This is a genomic window from Actinokineospora sp., from assembly GCF_052390155.1.
GTDB lineage: Bacteria > Actinomycetota > Actinomycetes > Mycobacteriales > Pseudonocardiaceae > Actinokineospora.
Genome location: NZ_JBQTHF010000002.1, coordinates 103704 through 127125 on the forward strand (window position 1 = coordinate 103704; position 23422 = coordinate 127125).

At 71.0% G+C, this 23422-nt stretch carries 25 protein-coding genes; 17 read left to right on the forward strand and 8 right to left on the reverse strand.

Annotation, left to right across the window (positions count from 1 at the left end; all coding sequences use genetic code 11):
- Window positions 1-93 precede the first annotated feature (93 nt).
- The 9 genes from ACT4N7_RS00535 (at window position 94) to ACT4N7_RS00575 (ending at window position 6907) form a co-directional block, all read left to right on the forward strand.
- The gene (locus ACT4N7_RS00535; protein WP_444826667.1) at window positions 94-906 is read left to right on the forward strand and encodes an ABC transporter ATP-binding protein; all 813 of its coding nucleotides are present in this window, start codon (window positions 94-96) and stop codon (window positions 904-906) included.
- Window positions 903-1700, forward strand: a complete 798-nt coding sequence (locus tag ACT4N7_RS00540; RefSeq protein WP_444826519.1) for an ABC transporter ATP-binding protein — start codon at window positions 903-905, stop codon at window positions 1698-1700. The genes ACT4N7_RS00535 and ACT4N7_RS00540 overlap by 4 nt, the downstream gene beginning before the upstream one ends.
- The gene (locus ACT4N7_RS00545) at window positions 1697-2575 is read left to right on the forward strand and encodes a branched-chain amino acid ABC transporter permease (protein ID WP_444826520.1); all 879 of its coding nucleotides are present in this window, start codon (window positions 1697-1699) and stop codon (window positions 2573-2575) included. The genes ACT4N7_RS00540 and ACT4N7_RS00545 overlap by 4 nt, the downstream gene beginning before the upstream one ends.
- Window positions 2568-3764 (forward strand): branched-chain amino acid ABC transporter permease, encoded by a 1197-nt coding sequence (locus ACT4N7_RS00550; protein ID WP_444826521.1) that lies wholly within the window; start codon window positions 2568-2570, stop codon window positions 3762-3764. The genes ACT4N7_RS00545 and ACT4N7_RS00550 overlap by 8 nt, the downstream gene beginning before the upstream one ends.
- Entirely contained in the window at window positions 3761-5023 is a 1263-nt protein-coding gene (locus ACT4N7_RS00555) for an ABC transporter substrate-binding protein (protein ID WP_444826522.1), read from the forward strand. The genes ACT4N7_RS00550 and ACT4N7_RS00555 overlap by 4 nt, the downstream gene beginning before the upstream one ends.
- A gap of 159 nt (window positions 5024-5182) precedes the next feature.
- Window positions 5183-5434, forward strand: a complete 252-nt coding sequence (locus ACT4N7_RS00560) for a hypothetical protein (RefSeq protein ID WP_444826523.1) — start codon at window positions 5183-5185, stop codon at window positions 5432-5434.
- Window positions 5435-5451: 17 nt separating this feature from the next.
- Complete coding sequence (locus tag ACT4N7_RS00565; protein ID WP_444826524.1) at window positions 5452-6111, forward strand: hypothetical protein; 660 nt, start codon at window positions 5452-5454, stop codon at window positions 6109-6111.
- Window positions 6112-6126: 15 nt separating this feature from the next.
- Window positions 6127-6423, forward strand: coding sequence for a hypothetical protein (locus ACT4N7_RS00570; RefSeq protein ID WP_444826525.1), 297 nt, complete (start codon window positions 6127-6129; stop codon window positions 6421-6423).
- Between the two features lie 64 nt (window positions 6424-6487).
- Window positions 6488-6907, forward strand: coding sequence for a VOC family protein (locus ACT4N7_RS00575; RefSeq protein WP_444826526.1), 420 nt, complete (start codon window positions 6488-6490; stop codon window positions 6905-6907).
- Window positions 6908-7023: 116 nt separating this feature from the next.
- Here ACT4N7_RS00575 and groL read toward each other — a convergent pair whose 3' ends face one another.
- From groL to ACT4N7_RS00590, 3 genes are all read right to left on the reverse strand, one after another.
- Window positions 7024-8646: a chaperonin GroEL gene (gene groL / locus ACT4N7_RS00580; protein WP_444826527.1), complete on the reverse strand. Its 1623-nt coding sequence runs from the start codon at window positions 8644-8646 to the stop codon at window positions 7024-7026.
- Window positions 8647-8825: 179 nt separating this feature from the next.
- The gene (locus tag ACT4N7_RS00585; RefSeq protein ID WP_444826528.1) at window positions 8826-10097 is read right to left on the reverse strand and encodes a serine/threonine-protein kinase; all 1272 of its coding nucleotides are present in this window, start codon (window positions 10095-10097) and stop codon (window positions 8826-8828) included.
- A 68-nt stretch (window positions 10098-10165) separates the two neighbouring features.
- Window positions 10166-10795, reverse strand: coding sequence for an AIM24 family protein (locus ACT4N7_RS00590; protein ID WP_444826529.1), 630 nt, complete (start codon window positions 10793-10795; stop codon window positions 10166-10168).
- Window positions 10796-10887: 92 nt separating this feature from the next.
- Here ACT4N7_RS00590 and moeA point away from each other — a divergent pair, with 92 nt between their 5' ends.
- From moeA to ACT4N7_RS00610, 4 genes are all read left to right on the forward strand, one after another.
- Complete coding sequence (moeA, locus tag ACT4N7_RS00595) at window positions 10888-12105, forward strand: molybdopterin molybdotransferase MoeA (protein WP_444826530.1); 1218 nt, start codon at window positions 10888-10890, stop codon at window positions 12103-12105.
- A 259-nt stretch (window positions 12106-12364) separates the two neighbouring features.
- Window positions 12365-13081 (forward strand): phosphatidylserine decarboxylase, encoded by a 717-nt coding sequence (locus ACT4N7_RS00600; protein ID WP_444826531.1) that lies wholly within the window; start codon window positions 12365-12367, stop codon window positions 13079-13081.
- A gap of 60 nt (window positions 13082-13141) precedes the next feature.
- A complete protein-coding gene (gene pssA, locus ACT4N7_RS00605) occupies window positions 13142-14080 on the forward strand; it encodes a CDP-diacylglycerol--serine O-phosphatidyltransferase (protein WP_444826668.1) in 939 nt (312 codons plus the stop codon).
- Window positions 14081-14109: 29 nt separating this feature from the next.
- The gene (locus ACT4N7_RS00610) at window positions 14110-16356 is read left to right on the forward strand and encodes an AAA family ATPase (protein WP_444826532.1); all 2247 of its coding nucleotides are present in this window, start codon (window positions 14110-14112) and stop codon (window positions 16354-16356) included.
- Window positions 16357-16529: 173 nt separating this feature from the next.
- On the opposite strand, the gene ACT4N7_RS00615 is transcribed toward ACT4N7_RS00610, so the two are convergent.
- A complete protein-coding gene (locus tag ACT4N7_RS00615) occupies window positions 16530-17156 on the reverse strand; it encodes a LytR C-terminal domain-containing protein (RefSeq protein WP_444826533.1) in 627 nt (208 codons plus the stop codon).
- Complete coding sequence (locus tag ACT4N7_RS00620; RefSeq protein WP_444826534.1) at window positions 17153-17467, reverse strand: DUF3263 domain-containing protein; 315 nt, start codon at window positions 17465-17467, stop codon at window positions 17153-17155. The genes ACT4N7_RS00615 and ACT4N7_RS00620 overlap by 4 nt, the downstream gene beginning before the upstream one ends.
- A 150-nt stretch (window positions 17468-17617) precedes the next feature.
- On the opposite strand from ACT4N7_RS00620, the gene ACT4N7_RS00625 reads away from it, so the two are divergent.
- Together ACT4N7_RS00625 and ACT4N7_RS00630 are read left to right on the forward strand one after the other, a co-directional pair.
- Window positions 17618-18190 (forward strand): peptide deformylase, encoded by a 573-nt coding sequence (locus ACT4N7_RS00625; protein WP_444826535.1) that lies wholly within the window; start codon window positions 17618-17620, stop codon window positions 18188-18190.
- A 40-nt stretch (window positions 18191-18230) separates the two neighbouring features.
- The gene (locus ACT4N7_RS00630) at window positions 18231-18833 is read left to right on the forward strand and encodes a LysE family translocator (protein WP_444826536.1); all 603 of its coding nucleotides are present in this window, start codon (window positions 18231-18233) and stop codon (window positions 18831-18833) included.
- A gap of 9 nt (window positions 18834-18842) precedes the next feature.
- Here ACT4N7_RS00630 and ACT4N7_RS00635 read toward each other — a convergent pair whose 3' ends face one another.
- Window positions 18843-19487, reverse strand: coding sequence for a hypothetical protein (locus ACT4N7_RS00635; protein WP_444826537.1), 645 nt, complete (start codon window positions 19485-19487; stop codon window positions 18843-18845).
- A gap of 179 nt (window positions 19488-19666) precedes the next feature.
- Between ACT4N7_RS00635 and thiC the strand changes: the two genes are divergently transcribed.
- Window positions 19667-21313, forward strand: a complete 1647-nt coding sequence (gene thiC / locus ACT4N7_RS00640; protein ID WP_444826538.1) for a phosphomethylpyrimidine synthase ThiC — start codon at window positions 19667-19669, stop codon at window positions 21311-21313.
- A complete protein-coding gene (thiD, locus tag ACT4N7_RS00645; RefSeq protein ID WP_444826539.1) occupies window positions 21310-22146 on the forward strand; it encodes a bifunctional hydroxymethylpyrimidine kinase/phosphomethylpyrimidine kinase in 837 nt (278 codons plus the stop codon). The genes thiC and thiD overlap by 4 nt, the downstream gene beginning before the upstream one ends.
- Before the next feature lie 40 nt (window positions 22147-22186).
- Here the strand turns inward: thiD and ACT4N7_RS00650 are convergent, their stop codons facing one another.
- Window positions 22187-22636, reverse strand: a complete 450-nt coding sequence (locus ACT4N7_RS00650; RefSeq protein ID WP_444826540.1) for a MarR family winged helix-turn-helix transcriptional regulator — start codon at window positions 22634-22636, stop codon at window positions 22187-22189.
- Window positions 22633-23421 (reverse strand): thiazole synthase, encoded by a 789-nt coding sequence (locus ACT4N7_RS00655; RefSeq protein ID WP_444826541.1) that lies wholly within the window; start codon window positions 23419-23421, stop codon window positions 22633-22635. Before ACT4N7_RS00655 ends, ACT4N7_RS00650 begins: the two co-directional genes overlap by 4 nt.
- Window position 23422: the final 1 nt, after the last annotated feature.

Consider the following 23422-nt stretch of genomic DNA (forward strand, 5'->3'; position numbering starts at 1 on the left):
ACATGGGGGTGACAAATCCGCAGAGTCGGCACCACGATTGCGCCCACGTTAACGGCCCCAGTGACCCAAGTCACCAACAGCAAGGAGGCCAGGTTGCTGAACGTGCGCAACCTCCAGGTGCGCTACGGGCGCTCCGTGGCCGCTCTGCACGGCGTCGATCTCGAAGTCCCCGCCGATGGTGTCCTCGCCGTCCTCGGCAGCAACGGCGCGGGCAAGTCGACGCTGCTGCGCGCTATCTCCGGCACGCTGCGGCTGCACCGCGGGTCGGTCCTGGCGGGCTCGGTCGAGTTCGACGGCAAGCGCATCGACCGGCTCGACCCGGCGGCCATCGTGCACCTCGGCGTGGTCGGGGTGCCCGAGGGCAGGCAGGTGTTCGCCAGGATGAGCGTGGAGGACAACCTGCGGGCGGGCGGCATCGGCGCCCGCACCGCCGAGGCGCGGACCGCGGCCCGCAAGCGGGTGCACGAGCTGTTCCCCGTCCTCGCCGAGCGCGCCAAGCAGCGCGCGGGCCTGCTGTCGGGCGGTGAGCAGCAGATGCTGGCCATCGGCCGGGCACTGATGTCCGCGCCGCGGCTGCTGCTGCTCGACGAGCCGTCGCTGGGCCTCGCGCCCAAGGTCATCGCCCGGATCGGCGAGATCATCCGCGAGATCCACGACCAGGGCACCGCCGTGGTGCTGGTCGAGCAGAACGCGGTGATGGCGCTGCGGGTGGCCGACCACGCCGCCGTGCTGGAGGTCGGCCGGATCGCGCTACAGGGCACCGCGGCCGACCTGTCCGCCAGCGACGACGTCCAGCGGCTCTACCTGGGCGGACACGCCGAGTCCGACGCGACCGCCGAGGCCGAGGCGCGCGACGCGCGGCAGCACCGGGCGGGCGTGCGCGAGCTGTCGAGGTGGGCCGGATGACCGCGACCCAGACGCGCGCGGACCTCGCCGAGCTGCGGGTGGAGAACGTCACCCTCACCTTCGGCGGCATCCGCGCCCTCGACGACGTGTCGTTCACCGTGGTCCCCGGCACCGTGCACGCGCTCATCGGCCCGAACGGAGCCGGGAAGTCGAGCTGCTTCAACGTGATCAGCGGGGTCTACCGGGCGACGTCGGGCCGGGTGATGTTCGGCGAGACCGAGTTGACCAAGCTGCGCGCGCACAAGCTGGCCAAGATCGGCGTCGGCCGCGCGTTCCAGAACACCGCGCTGTCCGCGCACTCCACCGTGCTCGACAACGTGATGCTGGGCAGGCACGCGCTGACCAAGGGCGGCTTCATCACCGGCGGGCTGCGCCTGCCGTGGACGGTCCGCGAGGAGCGCAGGCACGCCGAGCGGGCCGCGGAGATCTGCGCGTTCCTCGGCATCGGCGACGTGCTGCACGTCCCGGTCGCCGCGCTCCCCTACGGCGCGACCAAGCGGGTCGACATGGCCCGCGCGCTCGCGGTGGAACCGTCGCTGCTGCTGCTCGACGAGCCCGCGGCGGGCATGAACGCCGCCGAGACCGCCGAGATGGCGGCCACCATCGGCGACCTGCGCACCGCGCTGGGCATCTCGATCCTGCTGGTGGAACACGACATGAGCCTGGTGATGGGCATCGCCGACCGGGTCACCGTGCTCGACTTCGGCAAACGGATCGCCGACGGCACCGCGGCCCAGGTGCAGTCCGACCCGGACGTCGTCCGGGCCTACCTGGGCACGGAGGCCACGGCGTGAACACCTTCCTGCAGCTAGTGGTCAACGGCCTGGGCAAGGGCGCGGTGTTCGCGCTGCTCGCCCTGGGCTTCGTGATCATCTTCAAGGCCACCGAGGTGGTGAACTTCGCGCACGGCTCGATGGTCCTGTTCGGCGGCTACATCGTGGTGGTCACCCGGGACGCGCTGGGCTGGGCGGGCGCGGCGCTGGTCGGCATCGTCAGCGCGGGCGTGCTGGCCCTGGCGATGGAGCGGCTGCTGCTGTCGCGGTCGCGCCTGGCGGACGCGAACAGCCTGGCGCTGCTCACCATCGGGCTCGATGTGATCATCACCGAGGAAGTGGTGCGCCGACTCGGCGTCACGCTGCCGTTCCTCGGCGAGACCTGGGACGCGCAGCCGATCCAGGTCGGCGCGATCACCCTGTTCCGCACGCACCTGGTGGCGCTGGGCGTCAGCACGGTGCTGATCACCGCGTTCTTCCTGGCCTTCCGGTACTCGAACTGGGGCGTCGCGATGCGCGCGCAGGCCGAGAACCGGGAAGCGGCGGCGCTGATGGGCATCCGGTCGTCCCGGGTGACCGCGACGGCGTGGCTGGTGGCAGGCGCGCTGGCGGGCGTCGCGGTGCTGTTCATCGCGACCCAGGACTTCTCCGGCGCGGGCCTCTCGCGCGGCACGCACTCGATCGCGCTGGCCGCCTTCCCCGCCGCGATCCTGGGCGGGCTCGACTCCACCGCGGGCGCGGTGGTCGGCGGACTCGTCGTCGGCCTGGCCGAGGCGCTGTCCGCGGAGTACATCTCCTTCGACTTCTCCAAGAGCGCGGTCTTCCTGGTGATGCTGGTCGTGCTCGTGGTGCGGCCGTCCGGGTTGTTCGGGACAAGGGAGAGCACACGTGTCTGACACCGTGACGAAAGCCCCGGCCGCGCCACCGGCCGCCCCGCCACGGCCCACCGTCGACGTGCGCGGACCGGGCCGCTGGGTCCGCCGCGGCGCGTGGGTGGCGCTGCTCGTCGTGCTCGCCATGCTGCCGCTGTACCTGGACACGGCGTGGCTCAAGGCGGGCCAGTACATGATGATCGGCGGCGTGGGCGCGATCGGGCTCACCCTGCTCGTCGGCCAGGCAGGCCAGCTTTCGCTGGCGCACGCGTTCTTCCTGCTGGTCGGCGCCACCGGCTACAGCGTCCTCGCCGGGGCGACCGACGACGAGCGGGTGTTCGGCCTCGGCCTGGACCCGGGACTGTCGATGGTCGGCGCGGTGCTGCTGGCCGCGCTGCTGGGGCTTGCGTTCGCCCCCGTCGCCGGTCGGCTGCGCGGGATCTACCTCGGCGTGGCGTCGCTGGCGCTGGTGTTCCTCGGACTCTACTTGGGACAGTCCGCGGAGACGCTGACCGGCGGCACGTCCACCGGGCGCACCCCCGCGCCGTTCGAGCTGTTCGGATTCCCGTTCACCAACGGCGGCCCCGAGATCGAGCTGCTCGGCGTGCCGATCCGGCAGGCGGAGCGCACCTGGTACCTGTTCCTGGTGCTGACCGCGATCGCGTTCCTGCTCGCCCGCGGCGCGATCCGCGGCCGGGTGGGGCGGTCGTGGCGCGCGGTGCGCGACAACGAGGCCGCCGCCACCGCGATGGGCGTCAGCGTCACCAGGGTCAAGGCGGGCGCGTTCGCCGTGTCGTCGGCCTACGCGGGCCTCGCGGGCGTGATGACCGCGCTGTGGTTCGACATCCTCAAGCCCGACGAGAGCGAGTACGGCACCTACGGCATCAACGTGTCCATCGCGTTCCTCGCCATGGTGATCATCGGCGGGCTCGGCTCGGTTCCCGGCGCGGTGGTGGGCGCGCTCATCGTCAACGGCCTGCCGCAGGCGCTCGCGCTGTACTCGGCCGAGTACGGCTGGTTCACCGAGACCGGCGGCGGGGCGCTGACCCCCATCCTGATCAGCTCGTTCGTGTACGGGGCGGCGATCATCCTCGTCGTGCTGTTCGAACCCGGGGGTCTGGCGGCGATCGGCCGGCGGATCACGGGCAGGCTCGGTGGCGGTGCCAACCGCCGCGGCGATTCCAGATCATCTTCCCAGGAGGAACAGTCATGACGCGCAGATCGACGCGCCTGGCCGCGAGTGCGACGCTTTCCACAGTGCTTGTCCTGTCCGCGTGCAGCACCAAGGCCGCCGACACCGGCTCGTCCGGGCCGGACTCCGCGGGCGTCAAGACCGGCATCGGCGTGACCGACACCGAGATCACCCTTGGTGCGATGACCGACAAGACCGGCGTGTTCAAGACCCTCGGGCTGGGCATCACCCAGGGCAACGAGCTGTGGGCCAAGGACTTCAACGACAAGGGTGGCGTCTGCGGGCGCAAGGTCAAGCTGGAGACCGTCGACCACGGCTACAAGGCCGACACCGCGAAGACCCTCTACCCGCAGATCGAGCCGAAGATCCTCGGCTTCGTGCAGATGCTCGGCTCGCCCGTGGTGGCGGCGCTGAAGCAGAACCTGTCCTCGGACAAGGTCGTCGCGGCGCCCGCGTCGTGGTCGTCGGAGCTGCTGGACAACTCGTTCGTCATGATCGTCGGCACCACCTACGACGTCGAGATGATCGATGGCCTGTCCTACCTGCAGGAGCAGGGCATGCTCAAGGACGGCGACACCGTCGGGCACATCTACATCGACGGCGAGTACGGCAAGAACGGTCTGCGCGGGTCGAAGTACTACGCGGAGAAGCACAAGATGACGGTGAAGGAAGTCAAGGTCACCTCGACCGACAACGACCTGACCAACATCGTCACCGGCCTCAAGGGCGACGGCGTCAAGGCCATCCTGCTCACCACCACGCCCACCCAGACCGGCTCGGCGGCGGCGGCGAACAAGGCGCTCGGCCTGAACGTCCCGATCCTGGGCAACAACCCGGTGTTCGACCCGGCCCTGCTCAAGAGCCCGGCCGCGAGCGCGCTGGACAAGCTGTTCGTCGTCGCCAGCAGCGTCCCGTTCTCCGCCGACCTGCCCAAGGCGAAGGAGGTCGCCATGAAGTACAAGGCGACCTACAAGGAGACGGCCAACGCCGGTGTCCCCTACGGCTACGCGGTCGGCGAGGTGTGGGGCTCGGTGCTGAGGAAGGCGTGCGAGAACAAGGATCTGACCCGCGACGGCATCGCGGCGGCCCTGAAGCAGACGACGTCGGCCAAGACCGACGACCTGGTCGCGGACCTGGACTTCTCCAAGCCCGGCGCCCCGGCGACGCGGCGGGTCTATGTCGCCCAGGCGGACCCCTCGGCGGAGGGCGGCCTCAAGTACGTGAAGCCGCTGTTCGAGGCCGCTGACGCCAAGGACTACACCGCGCCGCACGAGAAGTAGCCACCGCTGGACTGTGCGGGAACATGCCCTGAAGGAACTCCTTCAGGGCATGTTCTGTTGTGGGCAACGCCGGGTCCCGGCTGAGGCAAAAACGGTTGCCCTAACGGGTATCTGACGGCGCCTAGCCTGCGGGCGGCCTGGCCGGCAGCGTCTTGTGACATGTCGGAACCTCAGGACGATTACTACACCCAGCAAGCAGCCAATGGCCTGCGCGAAAACGGCTACTTCGCCCTCGCGAGTCTTCTTGAGGCCAATGACCCGAGCTTGAACTATGACATCGGCGGTGCGGACTTCAGCACCGAGTCGATGGTCCAGATCGCGGTCGAGTCGACGTTCGACAACTACCGGGATTCCATCGAGAGTTCGGTGAGCAGCTTCTCGGACCGAATTTCGAGCTGGTTTTCCTCCTAGCCGGAAAGGACAGGTAGATGTCGCTCCAAGAAATCGTCGACGACCTGGCGAACCAGCTCGACTCGACCGGGAACGCCGCGGCGGCCGACTACGTGCGCAGCAACGGGCCGGAGCAGAACCCGGCGCTCTGGGAGAGCAAGGACGCCGACGCCATCCTGCGCCAGTTGATCGACGGTCACCTGCAGGAAGCCCACCAGGTGGTGAGCGCCCAGATCACGACGATGGTCGAGAACATCGCGGAGGCCAGGGCGGGCTCGGACTCCGGCGAGGACGCCGCGGAAGACGGCGACGCGTTCGGCTGGGTCACCAGTGATCAACGGGGCAGGCTGGAGGAGATCTTCGGCACCGGCTGGCCGGACGAGGTGAACACCCGGCTCACCGAGGCATGGGGTGCGGACTACCAGACCGAATACGACGGCGACGGCAAGAGCGCGGCCCTGGACTCCGATTTCATCCCGCTCTGGGGAATGCCCTTCACGAAGATGACCGACGCCGAACTCGCCGAATACCTGGACACCTTGAACAGCAACATCTACAACGACATGCTGGGCAACGACATACTCCAGGACATCGAGGACTCACTGCCCGGGCTCATCGACGAAGTATATCTCCTCGTCTCCCAGGAAATGGCCGAGATCGCCCAGCAGGGCTTGGCCGAGCAAGACAGCGGACTGTGACAAGGGAGCGAAACGATGCAACCGACTCAGAACGTGTTCACCGCGGAGTTCAAGGATGCCCCGGCAGGCTGGTTCACCCTGCTCCGCGAGCGAATCGTGAACTTCCGGCCGAACGACCGCGCACTGCGCCGGATGGAGCTCTACATGCCCAGCACGGACATGTTCAGCGACGACCGCTTCTCCAGCGAGACCGACGACTGGGCGTTCCGGGCCGTCAACGCCATTGTCACCGAGCAGATGGAGCACACGATGTCGCGGGTGACCGGCCTGCCCGCCCCCAAGCCCGGCGGGTGGTTCGCGAAGGTCGAATAGGGCCCGGATGTGACTTCGGCTGTTCGAGACGGCGTGACCAGCGGGTCGATGAAAACATGCGGACATGAGCATTCCAGTGACCGGCTACCACCACGTGCGTCTCACCGTGACCGACATCGCGCGGTCGAGGGCCTTCTACGACTCGGTGTTCGGCTTCGACGTCGCCTTCGAGTTGCCCGCCGACCCGACCGACGAGCAGCGCGAGCAACTCTGGTTCCTGTTCGGTGGCGTGATCTACCGGATTCCCGGCGGACTGTTCGGCCTGCGCCCGATGGCCGAACCCGGCGACCGGTTCGACGAGAACCGGATCGGCCTCGACCACCTCAGCTTCACCGTGACCAGCCGGGCCGACCTGGACGCGGCCGCGGCACGGCTCGACGAACTCGGCGTGGCGCACGAACCGGTCAAGGACGTCGGCGCGGGCTACTTGATCGAGTTCCGCGACCCGGACAACATCGCCCTGGAACTGTTCGCCCCCGCGTAGGACCCGACCCCAGGGCTGAAACCGCCGACGGGTGTTCAAACCCCGGAACCAGCCAGAAGGCCCGACCCGCGTGCTGCGGGCCGGGCCTTCTGGCTGTGGAGACTAAACGGCGTGGATCAGAAGTCCATGCCGCCGGTCGGGTCGCCGCCGGCGGCGGCTCCGGCCTTTTCGGGCTTGTCGGCGACGACTGCCTCGGTGGTGAGGAACAGCGCGGCGATCGACGCGGCGTTCTGCAGTGCCGAGCGGGTCACCTTGGTCGGGTCCGGCACGCCCGCGGCGAGCAGATCCTCGTAGACCCCGGTGGCCGCGTTGAGGCCGTGGCCGTGCGGAAGGCCCTTGACCTTCTCCACCACGACACCGCCCTCAAGGCCCGCGTTGATGGCGATCTGCTTGAGCGGCGCCTCGACGGCGACGCGGACGATGTTGGCACCGGTGGCCTCGTCGCCCTCAAGCTTCAGGCCCGCGAAAGCGGCCTCGGCTGCCTGCAGCAGAGCCACGCCGCCACCGGCGACGATGCCCTCTTCGACGGCGGCCTTGGCGTTGCGCACCGCGTCCTCGATGCGGTGCTTGCGCTCCTTGAGCTCGACCTCGGTGGCGGCACCGGCCTTGATGACCGCGACACCGCCCGCGAGCTTGGCGAGCCGCTCCTGGAGCTTCTCGCGGTCGTAGTCCGAGTCCGACTTCTCGATCTCGGCGCGGATCTGGTTGACCCGGCCCTGGATCTGCTCGGCGTCACCCGCACCCTCGACGACGGTGGTCTCGTCCTTGGTGACGACGACCTTGCGTGCCTTGCCCAGCAACGCGATGTCGGCGTTCTCCAGCTTGAGGCCGACGTCCTCGCTGATGACCTGGCCACCGGTGAGGGTGGCGATGTCCTGCAGGATCGCCTTGCGGCGGTCGCCGAAGCCGGGGGCCTTGACGGCGACCGACTTGAACGTGCCGCGGATCTTGTTGACGACCAGCGTGGCCAGGGCCTCGCCCTCGACGTCCTCGGAGATGATCAGCAGCGGCTTGCCGGACTGCATGACCTTCTCCAGCAGCGGGAGCAGGTCCTTGACCGAGGCGATCTTGGAGCCGTACAGCAGGATGTACGGGTCCTCAAGGACCGCTTCCTGCCGCTCGGGGTCGGTCACGAAGTAACCGGAGATGTAGCCCTTGTCGAAGCGCATGCCCTCGGTGAGCTCAAGCTCCATGCCGAGCGCGTTGCTCTCCTCGACGGTGATGACGCCTTCCTTGCCCACCTTGTCCAGCGCCTCGGCGATGAGCGCGCCGATGGTGGTGTCGCCCGCGGAGATGGACGCGGTGGCCGCGATCTGCTCCTTGGTCTCGACCTCCCTGGCGGACTTGTGGAGCTGCTCGATGACGGCCTCGACCGCCTGCTCGATGCCGCGCTTGAGCGCCATCGGGTCGGCGCCCGCGGCGACGTTGCGCAGACCCTCGCGAACCAGGGCCTGGGCGAGCACGGTGGCGGTGGTGGTGCCGTCACCCGCGACGTCGTCGGTCTTCTTCGCGACCTCCTTGACCAGCTCGGCCCCGATCCTCTCCCACGGGTCTTCGAGCTCGATCTCCTTCGCGATGGAGACACCGTCATTGGTGATCGTCGGCGCGCCCCACTTCTTTTCGAGCACGACGTTGCGGCCCCTGGGGCCGAGCGTCACCTTGACGGCGTCGGCGAGGATGTTCAGTCCGCGCTCGAGACCGCGACGCGCTTCCTCGTCAAACGCGATCAACTTGGCCATTGCGGTGTGGTCCTCCGTCTGATGAAAAACACGGAAACACGTAGCGTGGCCAGGCTCGGTGCCCGCGACGGACGACCGGCTGTTCGCCGGTCTCACCGTCCCGACCTCATTGGCACTCGGCTACCCCGAGTGCTAAGTCGTGTTTAGCACTCGGACCCCGAGAGTGCAAGAAACGCAGGTCAGTTCGACGGCGCCAGGGAGATCGACGGGGGCAGACTGCGCCGGGTGGTCGACGTCGGCGCGCCGCTGGACGCGCCGCCCTCTTCGCCGGGGCCGACCTGGATGGACGGCGCCGTCGGCGTGGGGCTGGTGCCGCCGCCTCCGCCGTCGTCGCTGGCCGAGGAGAACAGCACTATCGCGGCCACGATGAGCCCTATCGCAACGAGGCCGACGAGGACAGGCGCGAGCCAGCGGGCGCCGTTGCGGTCCGCGCCGAACGCGGTGCTGCCCGCGGGCGCGGGTGGCCGCAGCCGCACCGGGTCGGCCTGCGACATCGGCTGCTGCGCCATCGGCTGCTGCGGGGGCCGGGGCTGGTACGGCGGCGGCTGCTGGTAGGTGGGCTGGGGGGCGCGCATGGTGCCCGCCGGACCGCGCTGCGCGGGCACGCTGGCGGGCTGCCGCACGCCGGCGAGCGCCTGACGGGCCGCGGCGACGAGTTCGCGGCAGCTCGCGTAGCGCTGCGCCTGGGTCTTGGCCATGCCGCGGCGCACGACGTCGTCGATGGCCGGGGGCAGCACGACGTAGTCGGTCAGCGCGGGCACGTCCCGGTTCAGGTGGCCCTGGATGACGTCGGGCACCTGGCCCTGGAACGGCGGCCGCCCGGCGAGGCAGGCGAACAGCACGCAGGCCAGCGAGTACGCGTCGGTGCGACCGTCGACCGGCTCGCCGCGCAGGTGCTCCGGCGCGGCGTAGGTGGGCGAGCCGAGGAAGTCCCCGCCGCGGGTGCGGTGGCCGGTGGCGCCGCGCCGGGTGAGGCCGAAGTCGGCGAGGTAGATGTGCTCGCCTGCCGACTCGCGCGTGGTGACCAGCACGTTCGCCGGCTTGACGTCGAGGTGGACCAGGCCGCGCTCGTGCAGGTTGTCCAGCGCCTCGGCGACCTGGCCGAGCAGACCGAGCGCGCGCTGCGGCGCGAGCGGGCCGTCCTTGATCAGGCTGGCCATGTCGGAGCCGTCGACCAGCCGCATGGCGATGTAGAGCAGGCCGTCGACCTCGCCGAAGTCATAGAGCGGCACCACGTTCGCGTGGTCGATCGCGGAGGTGTTGCGCGCCTCGTCGACGAAACGCTCGCGGAACTCCGGGTCCTCGGTGAGGTGTTCGGCGATGACCTTGAGGGCGACCTTGCGGCCCAGCCGGATGTCGGTGGCGCGATACATCACGCTCATGCCGCCCTTGCCGAGCACGCCATCGATGCGGTAATGGCCTAGGCGACGCCCGGTGAGGTCTTCCGACACGTAGCGAGCCTAACGTCCGCCTGATGACGTCCGCGTTCGGTTCGGCAAGACCGTTCGGCGAGAGCACGTCAACGCGCGAGCGAGGCCGCCATGGACCGCGGCGCGCGGGTCTGGGTGAGCAGCGTCCCAGGGCCCGCGAGGTCGAGCATCAGACCGTCCCCGGTGCGCACGGACTGGGGCGCGGACTGGCTCACCGCGCGCAGCCTGCACTGGGTGCTGTCGCCATAGGCGAGCAGGTGGGCGGGGTCGACGGTGATCGCCTCGCCGGGCTCCAGGGTGACCACGTCGAGCGCGCCGCAGCAAGCCAGCACGACCGTGCCGACGCCGGAGACGTGCTCAAGAAACCCGTGCTCGGCGCCGAAGAGCGGGTGGAATCCGGGCCAGCCCGGCTCCGAGCGCAGCGTGCTGGTCACCGCGAGCCAGCTCCCCCTGGCCACGCACCAGCCCGCGGAGCCGTCGAGGTCGAGCGCGTAGACCTCGCCGGGGAGAGCGGGCGCCACGTCGACCCAGCCGCCCTCGGCGGGCGCGGTGAACAGCGCGGGCCACGACCTGGACCGGCCGCCGCCCCGCTTGGCGTCGACCTGCACGCCGTAGCTGGTGGCCAGCATCGCGGTGTACTCGGCCTGGACCGCCTCGCCGGGCGCGAGGAGCAGCCGTGCCACCCCGAACGCGGGCGTGTGCCGTGTGCGGACCTGCACGGTTCCTGTTCCCCTCCCGACGCGGACGGCCACGTCCTGGCAGTCTGGCATGGCGCCCGGTCGTCCGAGGATCGACAGGGCAGGATGAGGACGTGGCGAACACCTCGAAGCGCACGTTCAGCCCCGAGGAGTACCGGGCCGAGATCGCGGCGCTGCTCCCCCCGCTGCCGATCGAGTCCCGACCGCTGGCCGACTGCCTCGGCCTGGTGCTGGCCGCGGACGTGGTGGCGGACGTGTCGCTGCCGCCGTTCGACAACTCCGCGATGGACGGCTACGCGGTGCGCGCCGCCGACGTGGCGGGCGCGACTGACGACTCGCCGGTCACGCTGCCGGTGGCCGACGACATCCCGGCAGGCCGGACCGACGTGCGCCCGCTCGCGCGCGGCACGGCGCACCGGATCATGACCGGCGCCCCGCTGCCCCCGGGCGCCGACGCCGTCGTGCAGGTCGAACTGACCGACGGCGGCACGGAGACGGTGGCGATCCGCGCCGAGGTGGCCGCGGGCCTGCACCTGCGCCGGATCGGCGAGGACGTCGTGGCGGGCACGGTCGTGCTGCGCTCGGGCACGGTGCTGCGCCCGCCCCAACTCGGCCTGGCCGCCGCGGTGGGCGTCGGCGCGCTGCCCGTGCGCAGGCCGCCTAGGGTGCTGGTGCTGTCGACGGGGTCCGAGCTGGTCGCGGCCGGTGAGCCGTTGCCGCCGGGGCACATCTACGAGTCCAACAGCGTGCTGCTGGCCGCCGCGGTCCGCGAGGTCGGCGGCGAGGCCACGGTGCTGCGCTTCGTGCCCGACGACGTGGACCAGTTCCGGGCCGCGATCGCCGAACACGCGGGCGACGCCGACCTGTTGATCACCTCCGGCGGGGTCAGCGCGGGCGCGTACGAGGTGGTCAAGGACGCCCTGACCGGCCACGGCGTGGAGTTCGTGCGGGTCACGATGCAGCCGGGCGGGCCACAGGGCCGCGGCCGGGTGGGCGGTCTCGCCGTGGTGACGCTGCCCGGCAACCCGGTGAGCGCGGCGCTGTCCTTCGAGCTGTTCGTACGACCCGCGCTGCTCGGCGCGCTCGGTCATACCGCGGTCGGCCGCCCGCGCGCCCGCGCGAGGTCCGCCACCGCGATGGCCTCCCCGGCGAACCGCACCCAGTACCGCCGCGCCCGCCACGACGAGGGCCTGGTCGAGGTCATGCCGGTCGGCGGGCCCGGGTCGCACCTGCTGGCCTCGTTCGCCGCGTCGAACTGCCTGATCGAGATCCCCGACGGGGTGGGCCAGGTGCGCGCGGGCGACGAGGTCGAACTGATCCTGCTCGACTAAATGTGACGACCGTGGGTAGTGGGCCGCTCACGGGAAGCCATTGATCGGCGCCCGGCGCCCCCGTACACTGAGTGGGCTTCACGCCAGGGGCATCCGATCGGCGCATGCGTCGTCGGGGGACGCATGGGCCGATCGGATGCCCCTTCTTCAGTTCCATCGAGTCCACCTGTGGAAGCTCACCGTGGGAGCTCACCTTCCGCGAAAGCCGTTGGCGTAGCGTGTGCGCAAATCGGCCCATAAGCGAGGAATCCCCCACGAGATGACCGCCGCCGCACCGCCCCCGTCGCCCGGCGCCCTCCAGCACGCCGTCGAACTCACCAAGAGCATCATCCCGCCGATCCACCCCGGCGGACGCCCGTTCGTGCTCGGCGCGATCGGCGCCACGCTGGCCGTGCGCAGACTGTCGCGCCGCGCGGGCGTCGGCAGCGCGGTGCTCACGGCCTGGCTGGCCTGGTTCTTCCGCGAGCCCAAGCGGGTCACCCCGCAGCGGCCCGGGATCGCCGTGGCGCCCGCCGACGGCACCGTCTCCCACGTCATCGAGGCCGCCCCGCCCGCCGAACTCGGCCTGGGCGACGAGCCGATGCTGCGGGTCAGCGTGTTCCTCTCGGTGTTCGACGTGCACGTGCAGCGCGCCCCGGCCGCGGGCCAGGTGGTGCGCGCGGTGCACCAACCGGGCCAGTTCCTCTCCGCCGACCTGGACGCGGCCAGCGAGGTCAACGAGCGCAACAGCCTGCATCTGCGCACCGACGACGGCCACGACCTCGCCGTGGTGCAGATCGCGGGCCTGGTGGCGCGCCGGATCATCTGCCAGGTCGCCGACGGCGACAAGGTCGCCGCGGGCGCCACCTACGGGCTGATCCGGTTCGGCTCGCGGGTCGACCTTTACGTCCCGGCGGGCAGCCGGGTGCTGGTCGAGCCGGGCCAGCGGACCATCGGCGGCGAGACCGTCCTGGCCGAGCTGACCGCGGGGCGCTGACCGGTGGCACCGACCGCGCCGGGTGTCCGGCTGCTGCCCAACGCGCTGACCGTGCTGGCCATGTGCGCGGGGCTGTCCGCGGTGCAGTTCACCCTCAAGGGCCAGTTCGCCGCGGCGATCGCCTCGATCGCGGTGGCCGCCGTCCTGGACAGCCTCGACGGCCGCATCGCCCGACTGCTCGACGCGACCAGCAAGATGGGCGCCGAGCTGGATTCCCTGGCCGACGCGATCTCCTTCGGCGTGGCGCCCGCGCTGGTGCTCTACACCTGGAAGTTCGGCGGGGACCGGGTCGGCTGGGTGGTCGCGCTGATCTTCGCGGTGTGCATGATCCTGCGTCTGGCCCGGTTCAACACCCTGCTCGACGACACCGAACAGCCGCCGTACACCAAGGAGTTCTTCGTCGGGGTGCCCGCGCCCGCGGGCGGCCTGCTCGCGCTGCTGCCGATGATCCTGACCATCGAGTACGGCGACGGCTGGTGGCAGACCGAGCCGGTGGTGATGCTGTGGACGGTGGCCGTGGCCGCGCTGCTGATCAGCCGCATCCCGACGCTGTCGGTCAAGACGGTGCGGGTGCCCGCGCGCGCGGTGGCGCCGCTGCTGGTGGGCGTCGGCCTGCTGGCCGCCGCCGTGATCACCTACCCGATGGTCGCGCTGGCCGCCGCCCTGGTCGGCTACCTGCTGCACATCCCGTACGCGGTGCGCCGCAAGCACTGGCTGGCCAACCACCCGGAGGCGTGGGACGTGCCGCCGAGGGAGCGCCGGGCGATCCGGCGGGCCCGCGGCTCGCGCCGCAGGCTCGGGCTGCGCCCCCCGCTGCGGCGGGTGGCAGGCGCGGCCCGTCGCGCGGTCCGGCTCCCGATGCGCAACGGCGACCAGAACGGGCTGCCGATGGTGCTGCCGCCAGAACCGAGGGTCTCGGCGCCGCTGCGCGGGCGGAGCTGGCGGCGGACCGGTCTGCGCCGCAGCCAGCCGCGGCCGGGCGGTGCGAAAGATCGATAGCTAACGGGCGTGACCACTAGTCTCGTTGTGTGGGAGCACAGATCACGTTGACGGCCCGGTTGTCCCCGTCCGCCATCGATACCCGGCGCGGGGTGGTGCGGCTGCATCCAGAGGTGCTCGACGCGCTCGGCCTGCGCCAGTGGGACGCGGTGCGGCTCACCGGGGCGCGGGTAAGCGCGGCGCTGGCCGCCGAGGGCGACCGGACGGGCGCGACCGGCGTGGTGCTGCTCGACGACGTGACGATGTCCAACATCGGGGTCACCGAGGGCGCCGAGGTGGTGGTCACCCCGGTCGACGTCGAGCCCGCGCGGTCGGTGACGGTCGCGGGCTCCCGGCTCGCCGCGACCTCGTTGACCCCGGAGACGGTGCGGCTGGCCCTGGTCGGCAAGGTCCTCACCACCGGCGACGCGGTGTCGCTGCTACCGCAGGACCTGGCACCGCCGCCCGGCGCGGACGTGTCCGCCGTGCGCGGCAAGCTCTCCCGCGCGATCGGGATGACCTGGACCAACGAGCTGCTCACCATCACCGCCAGCGACCCGGCGGGCGCGGTCACCGTGCATCCGTCCACAGTGGTCGGTTGGCGCGACGGCCCGCGCACGGGCGAGCGCGCGGCCATCCCGGTCGGCGGCGCGCCCGTGGTGCAGTCGGCGGAGTCGGTGCCCGCGTCGATCGTGGTCGAGGCGGAGCCCGCGCCCGCGCCGCCGCTCACCGACCTCATCGGTGCTGGTGCGACCGCCCGAACCCTGGCCGAGTGGTTCGAGTTGGCCTTCACCCGCCCGGAACTGTTGGAGAAGCTGGGTGCGGCGGCCCGGCTGGGCGCGTTGATCACCGGGCCGGAGGGCGTTGGCAAGGCGACCGTGGTGCGGTCCGTGGCGCACTCGGTGGACGCGGCCGTGGTGGAGTTGGTCGGTCCGACGGTGGCGGTGCTGGAGGCGAACGCGGCGGCGGGCAGGCTCACCGCCGCCGTCGACGCGGCCCGCGCACACACCGACGACGGCCGCGCGGCGGTGCTGCTGATCACCGACGTCGACGCCATGCTGCCCGCGACCACACCTCCGCCGGTCGCCACGGTGCTGCTCGACGCCCTGCGCGTAGCCGTCCGCATCCCGCGGCTCGCCCTGGTCGCGACGACGGCGCACCCGGAGGCGGTCGACCCCCGGATGCGCGGGGTCGACCTCATCGACCGCGAGCTGAGCCTTCCGCTGCCCGACGGCAAAACCCGCACCGAACTGCTGCGCGTCCTGTTCCGCGACGTCCCCGTCGAGTCCGATGTGGACTATGGGGCGCTCGCCGAGCGCACGCCGGGTTTCGTCGCCGCCGACCTGATCGCGCTGCGCCGCGAGGCCGCGATCCGGGCGGCCCTGCGCGCCAAGGACGCCGACGAGCCGCGCATCGAGTCCACGGACCTGTTCGGCGCGCTGGACACGGTCCGCCCCACGTCGATGTCGGCGTCCGACACCCTGCGCACGGGCGGCATCCAACTCGACGACGTCGGCGACATGGTGCAGACCAAGCAGGCGCTCACCGAGGCCGTGCTGTGGCCGCTGCGCTACCCGGACTCGTTCGCCCGCCTCGGCGTCGCGCCGCCGCGCGGGGTGCTGCTCTACGGGCCGCCCGGTGGTGGCAAGACATTCCTGGTGCGGGCGCTGGCGGGCACGGGGCAGCTCAACGTACTCTCGGTCAAGGGCGCCGAGTTGATGGACAAATGGGTCGGCGAATCCGAGCGCGCCGTCCGCGAACTGTTCCGCCGTGCGGCCGAGGCCGCCCCCGCCCTGATCTTCCTGGACGAGGTCGACGCCCTCGCGCCCCGCCGCGGCCAGTCGTCCGATTCGGGCGTGTCCGACCGCGTCGTCGCCGCCCTGCTCACCGAACTCGACGGCGTCGAGCCACTGCGCGATGTGGTCGTGGTGGGCGCGACCAACCGCCCGGAACTGGTCGACCCGGCACTACTGCGCCCCGGCCGCCTCGAACGGCTGATCTACGTCCCACCACCCGACGCCGACGCTCGCGCGGCGATTCTCATCGCGCAAGCCCGCAACACGCCCCTGGCCCCGGACGTCGACTTGACCACGTACGCGGCGACGTTGGCAGGCTATTCGGCGGCGGACTGCGCGGCCCTGATCCGCGAGGCCGCGCTCACCGCCATGCGGGAGTCGCTGGACGCGGCCGTGGTGACGGCGGCGCACTTGGCGGCGGCCAGGGAGAACGTGCGGCCGTCACTGGACCCGGCTCAACTCGCCGCTTTGGCGGAGTACGCCAAGTCCCGCACCACGTAGGCCTCGACCGGCCGCTCGGCTCACCACCCTGGGCTCTCGTCCAACGCCCAGAAGGAAAACCCCCACCCACCTCGGGGGGACTGCCCTGCTCCAGTCTATCGGTGGGGCAGGGAAATGGTCGGTGGCGCTGAAAGCTGTGGATGGATTCGGCGGGTGTGGACAGACGAACCGGCCTATTCCTTGCCCTGGGGGCCTTTGTAGTCGTTGGTGACGATGACGATCAGGCCCGCGCTGGAGTCCTGGATGCCCTGGAAGCGTTCCTCGACCCGCATGCCGAACTCCGTGGCCAGGTCGCGGGCGGCGGCTTCCTCGCCCGTGCCCGGCCGGTAGTAGACCGTGGTGGTCGGGATGATGCCCTGCGAGTAATTCCCGGTCTCCACGACTTTCCAGCCGCGGGAGGTCAGTTCGGTGGTGACGCGGGCGGCGAGGCCGGACTGGGTGCTGTTGTTGTAGACGCGGACCGGTTGGTCGCGAGTGGACGGTCCGCCGCCGGGCGCGCCGGTGGGCGGCTGGGTCTCGGTGGCACTGGGCGCGGGGGTGGTCGTCGGCGACGAAGCGGGTGACGAAACACTCGACGAAGCGGGCGGCGAAACGGACGATGAACCCGGCGATGAACCCGGCGGCGACGCAGAAGTTGCGGCGGGCGACGAGGCGGGAGGGGTGGTCTGGCCCGCCTCGCTGTCGCCGTTGCCGCCGACCAGGGTGACGACGCCGATCACGGTGGCGACGGCGGCCAGCGCGAGCAGCGCGAGGCCCGCGATCCGGCCGGGGCGGACGGGACCGGTCGGTTCCGTGGTCATCGGGGGTCCATTCCCAGCCGCTTGGCGGAGCGCGCGCGCTGCCTGCTCGCGCGCATCCGACGCAGCCGTTTGACCAGCATGGGGTCGGCCTCCAGGGCCTCGGACTTCTCGATCAGCTCGTTGAGCACCTGGTAGTACCGGGTGCTGGACATCTCGAACAGCTCGCGAATGGCCTGCTCCTTGGCGCCCGCGTACTTCCACCACTGCTTCTCGAAGGCCAGCATGGCGCGTTCGCGGTCACTGAGCCCGCCGGGTCTCGTCGCGCGCGCCGGGAGCTTGGCGGCCCCGGCAGGCAACTCAGCGGCGTCCATCTCGCTCCTCGCCTCAAGGTCTGGCGAATCCGTGCTCCCGCACCGAAATCACACAGGTGTGATCCTCGACCGCCATTACATCACGCCGCCCGCCGAAGTGATCGTCATGTCCACGGCGCGTCCGTCAGCTGCAATCTCTACCCTGCCGGTATGACAGTTCACCCGATCCGCATCGTCGGCGACCCCGTGCTGCACACCCCGACGAAACCGGTCGAGCGCTTCGACGACGAGCTGAAAGTGCTGGTCGAGGACATGTTCGAGACGATGGCGGCGGCGCACGGCGTGGGTCTCGCGGCCAACCAGATCGGGATCGACCAGCGGGTGTTCGTCTACGACTGCCCGGACGACGACGGCGTGCAGCATCGGGGTGTCGTGATCAACCCGACGCTCACCACCTCCGAGGTCCCCGAGGGCATGCCCGACCCGGACGACGACTACGAAGGCTGTCTGTCGGTGCCCGGCGAGACTTTCCCGACCGGCCGGGCGAGCTGGGCGAAGGTGACCGGGCAGGGCCTGGACGGGTCGCCGATCGAGGTCGAGGGGACCGGGTTCTTCGCGCGCTGCCTGCAGCACGAGGCCGACCACCTCGACGGGCTGCTCTACCTGAACCGTCTGGTCGGCCGCAACCACAAGGACGCCAAGCGAATGCTCAAGACCAACAAGTGGGGCGGGCCCGGCCTGTCATGGGACCCGGCGGAGTTCGGCGACCCGTTCGCGGAGTAAATCGGTTGGCGGCGCGCGGACCCTGGCCCACGATGCACAGATGACGTGGTCCGGGTTCCTCGCCTTCCTGCTCGCCTCGATCGTGCTGGCCATGGTGCCGGGCGTCGGCACCGCGATGCTGCTGCGCCAGTCGATCCGCGGCGGGCGGCGCGGGGCCGTCGCGACGGTCGCGGGCCTGGAACTCGGCGTGGCCGTGTGGGCGCTCGCGGCCGCGCTCGGCCTTTCCGTGCTGCTGCTGGCTTCCGAGGTCGCCTACCAGGCGCTGCGGGTCGTGGGGGTCGCCGTGCTGCTGTGGTTCGGGGTGAAGGCGCTGCTCGGCAGACACGACCCGGCCGTGCCGGAGCCGCCGACGTCCGGGTCCGGTTTCCGCGCGGGTCTGCTGGTCAACCTGGCCAACCCGAAGGTCGCCGTGTTCGCGATCTCGTTCCTGCCGCAGTTCGTCTCCCCCGACGCGGCGCGCTGGGTGCTGGTCGCGGTGGCCGGGCTGTGGGTGGTGATCGACACGCTCTGGTACCTGGTGGTGATCGCCCTGCTGACGCGGATCGTGGGCTGGCTGCGCGACTCGACGGTCCGCACCCGGCTGGAGCGGTTCTCCGGTGCCGTGCTGATCGCGCTCGGCATCCGGCTCGCAATCGAGTCCTAGAGCGTGTCTCTAGCGGCGGTCGCGCCAGGGCAGGTCGGGCAGGGATGCCATGGCGGCGAAGCTGTCGGCCGCGGCGAGTTCGTCGCGGCGGCTCGCGAGCAGGTGGGTGCGGATGCGCTGCGCCTGCGCGCGGCTCGCGCTGTCGCCGGTCAGCAGGAAAGGCAGCGAAAGCCTGCTATAGGCCACAATCGTGTCGCGCCTGCGGTCGGCGGCGCGCAGACAGGCGACGGCGACGCGCAGGTCGTGTTCGTTGCGGGTCATCGATACGGGCATCCCGGCGTCGTCCCAGGCCCAGCGGGTCTGGTCGGCGCCCGCGCAGGACAGGCAGCCGGGATCGCCGGTGGCCAGTTCGGCTCGGCAGGCGGGGCAGGTCATCAGGCGCAACGCCCAGTCGACGCACGTCCACGGGTGCGCGCCCGGGTCGTCGGCGACAACGCGCCCGGCCAGCTCGCGCTCCTCGGGGTCGCCCTCGACGATGCCCTGGTCGTCGAGCAGGGCGGCCCAATCGGCCTTCCAGTAGGAATCCACGCGCTCGGCGCAGGTCACGCAGTCCGGGTAGCCGCGACCGAGGAGGTCGCCGCACGCCGGGCACGGTTTCGCCGTGTCGGGTCTCGCCAGGAGTCGTGCGCCCGGCGGATACGGCTGCTGCGCCATAGCGGAGAACCCTAGTGGCTCCCTGTGACATTGGTTGGCAGCCCCGGCTATGGTCGGTGAGACAACCGCGGGAGCTCGCGCCATGGCGGGCTGAGAGGGCGGCTGGTGTCCGATCTTCGGACCCGGTGCCGCCGACCGATGAACCTGACCGGGTAATGCCGGCGTAGGGAGGACTTCTCGTGACCGCTCTTGACGACCGTTCCGTGCGCCCCACCGTGACCACCGGCCCGATAGCGGGGTCGCACAAGGCATACCGGGACGCGGGCGACGGCCTGCGCATCCCGGTCCGCCGCGTCGTGCAGACCAACGGCGAGCACATCGACCTGTACGACACCTCCGGCCCGTACACCGACGACGCCGCGTCGATCGACGTCCACAGTGGACTCCCCAAGTTGCGGGAGGGCTGGCTCCGCGAGCCGATCGCCGGGGCGGTGTCCCAGTTGGCCTACGCCAAAGCGGGCGTCATCACCAACGAGATGCGGTTCTGCGCCGCGCGCGAAGGCGTCGAGCCGGAGTTCGTGCGGCACGAGGTGGCCATCGGGCGGGCGGTGATCCCGGTCAACCGGCGGCATCAGGAGTCCGAGCCGACTATCATCGGCAAGAAGTTCCTGGTCAAGATCAACGCGAACATCGGCAACTCGGCGGTGTCGTCGTCGATCGAGGACGAGGTCGACAAGATGGTGTGGGCCACCCGGTGGGGCGCCGACACCGTCATGGATCTGTCCACCGGGAAGCGCATCCACGAGACCCGCGAGTGGATCCTGCGCAACTCTCCCGTTCCGGTCGGCACGGTGCCGATCTACCAGGCGCTGGAGAAGGTCGACGGCGACCCGGCGAAGCTGTCCTGGGAGGTCTACCGCGACACCGTGATCGAGCAGTGCGAGCAGGGTGTCGACTACCTGACGGTGCACGCCGGCGTGTTGCTGCGCTACGTCCCGCTCACCGCGAAGCGGGTCACCGGCATCGTCTCGCGCGGCGGCGCGATCATGGCCGCGTGGTGCCTGGCGCACCACAAGGAGAGCTTCCTCTACACGAATTTCGCCGAGCTGTGCGACATCCTGCGCACCTACGACGTGACGTTCTCCCTCGGCGACGGCCTGCGGCCGGGCTCGATCGCCGACGCCAACGACGAGGCCCAGTTCGCCGAACTGCGCACCCTGGGCGAGCTGACCCACTTCGCCCGCGCCCGCGACGTGCAGGTGATGATCGAGGGCCCGGGCCACGTGCCGCTGCACAAGATCGCCGAGAACGTCCGGCTGGAGGAAGAACTCTGTGGTGAGGCGCCGTTCTACACCCTCGGTCCACTTGCGACGGACATCGCGCCGGGCTACGACCACATCACCTCGGCCATCGGCGCGGCGCAGATCGGCTGGCTGGGCACCGCGATGCTCTGCTACGTCACGCCGAAGGAGCACCTCGGCCTGCCCAACCGCGACGACGTCAAGACCGGCGTGATCACCTACAAGATCGCCGCGCACGCGGCCGACCTCGCCAAGGGCCACCCGCTCGCCCAGGAACGCGACGACGCGTTGTCCAAGGCGCGCTTCGAGTTCCGCTGGGCCGACCAGTTCGCGCTCTCCCTCGACCCGGATACCGCCCGGTCGTTCCACGACGAGACGCTGCCCGCGGAGCAGGCGAAGACGGCCCACTTCTGCTCGATGTGCGGGCCGAAGTTCTGCTCGATGAAGATCACCCAGGACGTGCGCGACTACGCCGAGCGGCACGGACTGTCCACTGTGGAGGCGATCGAGGCGGGAATGGCCGAGATGTCGACGGAGTTCGCCGACCGCGGCAAGCAGGTCTACCTCCCGGTGGTCGACCGGTGACCACGCCGCCGAGGGCGCTGACCATCGCCGGATCGGACTCCGGCGGCGGCGCGGGCCTGCAGGCCGACCTGCGGACGTTCTTCGCCTGCGGGGTGCACGGGCTGACCGCGGTCACCGCGGTGACGGTGCAGAACTCGTTGGGTGTCACCGGGTTCACGGCAATCCCGGCGGCGGTGGTGGCCGCCCAGATCGAGGCGGTCGCCACCGACATCGGCGTCCAGGCGGCGAAGACGGGCATGCTGGCCACCGCGGAGATCATCGCCGCGGTGGCCGCCGCCTGCGACCGAGTCCACATCGGACGAGGCGGCGCGATCCCGCTGGTGGTCGACCCGGTCGCGGCGTCCATGCACGGCGACCCCCTGCTCCGCGACGACGCGCTCGACGCGCTGCGCACCGAACTGTTCCCCAGAGCCACGTTGATCACCCCGAACCTGGACGAGGTCCGGCTGCTGACCGGGATCGACGTGCGATCCCGGGACCAGCAGCGGGATGCCGCCGAAGCGTTGGCGGAGTTCGGATCGCGGTGGGTGCTGGTCAAGGGCGGACACCTGTGGGACGACCCGGAATGCCTCGACCTGCTCTACGACGGCACCGAGTTCACCGAGCTGGTCGGCCCCCGGTTCGCGGAGGTGCACACCCACGGCAGCGGGGACACGCTCGCCTCGTGCATCACCGCGGCCCTGGCGAAAGGCAACGACGTGCCGAGCGCGGTCCGCGCGGGCAAGGACTTCATCGTCGAGTCGGTCCGGCACGCCTATCCGCTGGGCGCGGGTGTCGGCCCGGTCTCCCCGCTGTGGCGCCTGCCCGACGCCGAGACTTTCCTTGCCCCATAAGTCCGCGAAGACGCCGCTGACAAGTCGCAGGCAAGCGGCGCTACGCCTTGGGTTCCTCGGCGAGCAGGGCCTCCAGGACCGGGATCGCCCCGAGCAGCAGCGCCCGGTCGGCCGCGGAGAGCCGGTCGAGCCTGCGGCCGAGTTCCTGCACGCGGGTGGACCGCACACCGGAGACGATGCGCTCGCCTTCCTCGGTGGCCCGCACCAGCCAGGCGCGGCGGTCGACGGGGTCGGGTTCGCGGCGCACGTAGTCGGACTCGACCAGGCCCGCCACGATCCGGGACATGGTGGGCGCCGCGACGCCCTCCTTGGCCGCGAGGTCGCCGAGCCGCAGCTCGCCGCAGCCGACCAAAGTGGACAGTGCGGAGATGGAGCCGTGGCCGAGGCCGGGACTGCCGGAGCGCCGAAGCGAGCGGGAGAGCCGCCCGATCGCGAGGTAGAGCCGCGCCGGGATGTCGCCGGGGGCGGGCTCACCGGCCGATGTCGTCATACCTCATTGTGTCGTGTCGCAGCGGAAACCGGGATGGCAGGGCTGGACGCGTTGGCCCAGAATCGTCGCGGGATGCGGCCCGCGGCGTGCGCGAGGCGGCCCGCGACGACGGCGGACCGCATGGCGGCGGCCATCTTCTCCGGGTCGGCGGCGCGGGTGACCGCCGTGGCGAGCAGCACCGCCGCGCAGCCCAGCTCCATGGCCAGCGCCGCGTCGGACGCCGTGCCGATGCCCGCGTCGAGCACCACGGGCACGCCCGCGCGGGCCACGATCAGCTCGATGTTGTGCGGGTTGCGGATGCCGAGCCCGGTGCCGATGGGCGAGCCGAGCGGCATCACCGCGGCGCAGCCCGCCTCCTCCAGCCGCAGCGCGAGCACCGGGTCGTCGTTGGTGTAGGGCAGCACCACGAACCCGTCGTCGACCAGGGTCCGCGCGGCGTCGAGCAGCTCGACCGGGTCGGGCAGCAGGGTGCGGTCGTCGGCGACCACCTCCAGCTTGACCCAGTGGGTGCCGAGCGCCTCGCGGGCGAGCCGGGCGGTGAGCACCGCCGCGGCCGCGGTGTGACAGCCCGCGGTGTTGGGCAGCGGATCGATTCCCAAGCGCCGCAACACTTCCAGGACGCCGGAGCCGCCCTTTGCGTCGACCCGGCGCAGCGCGACGGTGGTCAGCTCGGTGCCGGACGCGACCAGCGCCCGTTCGAGCACCGCGAGGTTCGCGGCACCGCCCGTGCCGGTGATGAGCCGCGACGAGTACGTCCGGTCGGCGATGACCAGCGGGTCGTCCACG